The 5,278-nt window shown below is 50.0% G+C and carries 2 protein-coding genes; both read left to right on the forward strand.

The window, feature by feature from the left end; genetic code table 11:
* The first annotated feature begins 151 nt into the window (after positions 1-151).
* Positions 152-4,600, forward strand: coding sequence for a LamG-like jellyroll fold domain-containing protein (locus MGMO_RS12630; protein ID WP_051384044.1), 4,449 nt, complete (start codon positions 152-154; stop codon positions 4,598-4,600).
* A 459-nt stretch (positions 4,601-5,059) separates the two neighbouring features.
* Positions 5,060-5,188: a VPEID-CTERM sorting domain-containing protein gene (locus MGMO_RS21145; protein WP_407656523.1), complete on the forward strand. Its 129-nt coding sequence runs from the start codon at positions 5,060-5,062 to the stop codon at positions 5,186-5,188.
* The last annotated feature ends 90 nt before the right edge of the window (positions 5,189-5,278 follow it).

Genomic DNA, 5,278 nt, shown 5'->3' on the forward strand with positions numbered 1-5,278 from the left:
TAAAATTTTTACTCAATCCTACACGTTGCGTCATTATGACTCAGAGATGATAACGAAAATGTCTCCAATAAAAGGTTGCCCCTCCCCAAGAATAGGTAGAAGCTATATTAATTCCTTTTCACACTTTACTGCTGGGTTGGTCGCTCTATTCATGCTGGCCTTGCTTCCTAAAGTTTCGGTTGCAGGCTTGGTGGCAGCTTATTCATTTAATGAGGGTACGGGGACAGCAGTAGCGGACACTTCAGGTGGCGGGAATGCAGGAACAATTTCGGGTGCGACCTGGGTGGCTACAGGCAAATACGGCAACGCACTGTCCTTCAATGGAACCACTGCGCGTGTAAATATTAACGACAAGGCATCCTTGCACTTGACGGCGGCGATGACGCTGGAGGCGTGGGTGAACCCTTCATCGGTGAACAGTGCATGGCGGGATGTGATTTTCAAGGGCAATGACAACTACTACTTGATGTCGACAACCAGTAACAGCGGGTTGCCTGGGGCAGGCGGGCAGTTTGGGACACAGTCCAGTTACGGTGAAACCTTTGGCACAGCCTTGCTGCCAACGAATACGTGGACACACTTGGCTGCGACCTATGACGGGACGACCCTGCGCCTATTTGTGAACGGTGTGCAAGTGTCCAGCCTGGCTAAGACAGGAAACCTCCTGACATCAACGAACCAATTGCAGATTGGTGGCGACAGCATCTATGGTCAGTTTTTCCTAGGTATGATCGACGAAGTCAGGGTTTACGACGTGGCGCTGACGGTATCGCAGATTCAGACGGACATGAACACGCCAATCGGCGTAATCAGCCCAGGGCCAGACCTGACAGTGACAAAGACGCATGTTGGCAACCTCACCCAAGGGCAAATTGGCGCAACCTACACACTCACAGCGACCAACAGCGGCACTGGGCCGACCAGCGGCACGGTGACACTGACCGACACGTTACCGACGGGGTTGACAGCCACGGCCTTGGTTGGCTCAGGCTGGACCTGTAACCTGACTCCCTCCCTTACCTGCACGCGCAGTGACACGTTAGCTGCAGCCGCCAGTTATCCGGCGGTCACACTATCCGTGAACGTGGCCTCAAATGCGCCAACGAGCGTGGTCAACACGGCATCGGTAGCGGGCGGTAGCCAAATCAACACAACGAATGATATGGTCAGTGATTCGACGACAATCACAACATCGACGATACCTGACCTTATAGTAACAAAGACGCATGTTGGCAACCTCACCCAAGGCCAAATTGGCGCAATCTACACACTCACCGTGACCAACAGTGGCACTGGATCGACCAGCGGCACGGTGACACTGACCGACACGTTACCGACGGGGTTGACGGCCACAGCCTTGGCTGGCACAGGCTGGAGCTGCAGCTTGACACCTTCCCCTACTTGCACGCGTAGCGACCTGTTGGCCGCAGCTGCCAGTTATCCGGCAGTCACGCTAACCGTGAACGTGGCCTCAAATGCTCCAACAAGTGTAACCAATACGGCATCGGTAGTAGGTGGCGGCCAAATTAACACGTCAAATGATTCAGCCAGTGATTCGACGACGATCTCCATTCCAGACACAACCCCGCCAACGGCGCCAACAAATCTCACGGCAACGGCTATCAGCGGAAGCCAGATCAATCTGAGCTGGACGGCGGCGACGGATAATGTTGGGGTGACCGGATACAGGGTGGAACGATGCCAAGGACCGGGATGCACCGAATTTGCTCATCTTACGGTGTCAACGGGAATCGGGACGACGTTTAGTGATAAAGGTGGTTTACAGCCAAATACCAGCTATAGCTACCGTTTGCAGGCGACGGACGCGACCCCGAATATTGGGCCGTACTCGAACGTGGCGAGTGCAACAACGCTAGCTACGCTTCCAGGCCTAGTGGCGGCCTACTCGTTCGACGAAGGAACAGGTACGACGTTAACGGACGCATCGGGGAATGGAAACACCGGGGCAATCGCAAATGCAACATGGACAAACGCAGGTAAATATGGTGGGGCGTTGGTATTCAACGGAACCGATGCACGTGTAAACATTATCGATGCGGCTTCATTGCACCTCACAACTGCGATGACTCTAGAGGCATGGGTGAACCCATCGACTGTGACTAGTGCATGGCGGGATTTGATTTTCAAGGGCAATGACAACTACTACTTGATGTCGACAACCAGTAACAACGGGTTGCCTGGGGCAGGGGGACAGTTTGGGACACCGTCCAGTTACGGTGAAACCTTTGGGACAACCATTCTGCCAGCGAATACATGGACCCATTTGGCCTCGACGTATGACGGAACAACCCTGAAGCTTTATGTAAATGGAGCACTGGTATCGAGCCTACCAAAGACAGGGAGCATCCTGGTGTCCACCAACCCATTGCAAATCGGCGGGGACAGTATCTACGGGCAGTATTTCCAAGGAATGATCGACGAAGTCAGGGTTTACAACGTAGCGCTAACGCAACCACAAGTACAAGTTGAGAAAGATAGTCCAATCGGCAGTGTTGGCCAAGTACCAACTGTAAGTCTAAGCAGCGGTAGCATCAGTTTCCCCAATCAAGTGACAGGTACAGTCAGCAGCCCACAAACCGTTACGATAACAAACACAGGAAACTCGGCGCTGACGATTACCAGCATTGGGATTTCTGGTGTCAATAGTTCCGACTTTGCACAAACCAATACTTGTGGTTCATCCCTTGCCCCAACTTCCAGTTGCATTATCAGTTTAACTTTCACGCCAAGCACGTCGGGTATTCGCATAGCAACGGTTAATATTTCGGATAATGCACCCGGAAACCCGCACACGATTTCTTTAAGCGGCACAGGTGTAAGTTCCGGACTTTCCATCAGCCCATCTGTGGCACCTCTGACATTCACACGGACACAACAGTTTACGACCAGCGGCATCGGTGTTGTCTGGTCGGTGGACGGCGTTACGGGAGGCTCTGTTTCCTCTGGAACGATTACTGCCTCGGGCCTGTACACCCCGCCCAACGCTGTCGGCACTCATACCGTGACGGTAACGGCTCAGTCCCAGACTGCTAATGCAACGGTGTATGTGACCAACTATCCAGGCATGTTTACCCATCACAATGACAACTTACGGACTGGCCAGAACCTAAACGAAACGGTACTGACACCAACCAACGTGAATGCTGCCAGGTTTGGCAAGCTCTTCACTTATTCGTTGGATGGTGTAACCGATGCATCGCCACTCTATATGGCCAACGTCAACATTCCAGGGCAAGGTTTCCACAATGTTGTCTTTGTGGCAACGGAACACAATACAGTTTACGCCTTCGATGCCGACGGCTTAAGCGCCAATCCTCTCTGGCAAGTGAGCTTTCTATCACCAGGCGTTACCACCGTTCCTGTGGCCGATACTGGCGAAGTTGTCGATATCGCACCCGAGATTGGAATCACCAGTACACCGGTGATTGACCCAGCGACTGGCACCTTATACGTTGTCGCCAAGACTAAAGAAGGCGCGAACTACCGTCATCGGTTACACGCACTCGATATCGCGACAGGTGCCGAGAAGTTCGGCGGCCCAGTAATAATCCAGGCCAGTGTTCAAGGATCAGGTACTGGGAGCATCGGTGGCACATTATCCTTTAATTCTCTTATCGAGAATCAGCGTCCCGCCCTGCTCCTTAACAATGGCGTAATTTATATGGCCTTCGCAAGTCACGGTGACAATGGGCCATACCATGGCTGGGTATTGGGATATAACGCGACAACACTCGCACAAACAATGGCATATAACGTCTCGCCGAATGGCTCGGGGGGTGGCATCTGGCATAGTGGCGGAGGTCTAGCTGCCGATTCCGCCTTCAATGTATTTTTCGTGACAGGAAACGGACCGTTCAATGCTAACCAATCTAACTACGGAGATAGTTTTTTGAAATTGAATCCAGGTGGAATTGTCGCGGACTATTTTACGCCAAGCAACCAGAGCACCTTGGAAGCCCAAAATCTTGACCTTGGCTCAGGTGGTGTCATGCTGTTGCCGGATCAAGTGGGCAATACCCCTCATCTGCTAATTGGCGCCGGGAAGAATAGCGCTATCGACCTTATCAACCGTGACAACATGGGCCATAATGCTACCCAACCCGTTCAACACTTGGAAAATATCTTTCCTTTAGGTACACCAGAACCCGGTAATTACAGCAACCCAGTTTATTACAATGGCTGTGTGTTCTTTGCACCGGTAGCTGATGCAATCCAGGCATTTCAATTGAACAACGGGGTGCTTTCGATAGCAGAGCGATCTCCTGCAACTTACACCTACCCAGGGGGAACACTTGCCATTTCAGCCAATGGCAATAGCAATGGTATCCTATGGGCAATGCAGAGAAATGGATCTCTCACTGCCGGTGTACTCCGGGCTTACGTCCCAACCTGCTCAGGCAATAGTCTTAATGTATTAACGGAGTTGTACAACAGTAATCAAGTCATCCAAGATAGCGTGGGGCTTTACTCCGCAAAGTTCAATGTTCCAGTGATTGCGAATGGAAAGGTGTTCGTTATTGCCGGGAACAAAAATACAAACCCAAAGGGAAACCTGATAGCCTATGGACTGTTGCACTAACTGAAGCTGTTCTTTATCCATTAAAACTGGATAATTGTCCTACACCGCTTTGGCTTACCCTCGGTTAAGGGAGCAATCTCTTAACCTGAGGGAAATAATAAAAACCAAAATGAAACAACTACTTCAGTTTTACTTATGCCTTGTTCGCAGCCGTATAGGTATTTCTACGTATATACATCCCAGGCAATCCTGCATATACTGATTCCGCAAATCATGAGATTGGTCTTAACTGAGATGTAAATTGAGATTTATAATCTAATTTACCCCAAAGACTCGGCATTCAGCCTGCGTGAAAATTAATGTATAGTTAATTTTATGCCAAAAGATATAACTGCTTTTGTTTTGCATAATAATTTTATCTATACTTTTTTAATTAAAATTGAGGGACATTGAATGAAAATACGATTAACATTGGCATCTATCATGTTAGGCTTTCTTATGGCCTCTAGTGCAGAAGCAATGCCCAACATCCCACCCCCTATCACCAAGGCCCCAGAAATATCCGTAGCTTCTGGCGGAAGTGCCATAGCATTTCTAACCGGTATTTTATTGTTGGCCGGAGAAAGGGCTAGAACCAGGCGTTCCTGAAATTTCTTATTGACACAAAACGCCGAACCAGTTTTTTTTCTGGTTTGGCATTTTACTTTTCAGCGACATGCAATTTCTATTACTATAGGC

The organism is Methyloglobulus morosus KoM1 (assembly GCF_000496735.2).
Classification (GTDB): domain Bacteria; phylum Pseudomonadota; class Gammaproteobacteria; order Methylococcales; family Methylomonadaceae; genus Methyloglobulus; species Methyloglobulus morosus.

Bases quoted from the DNA above. Each gene is read 5' to 3' on its own strand.
- MGMO_RS12630 (WP_051384044.1), top strand. From the start codon at position 152: ATGCTGGCCTTGCTTCCTAAAGTTTCGGTTGCAGGCTTGGTGGCAGCT.
- MGMO_RS21145 (WP_407656523.1), top strand. From the start codon at position 5,060: ATGCCCAACATCCCACCCCCTATCACCAAGGCCCCAGAAATATCCGTA.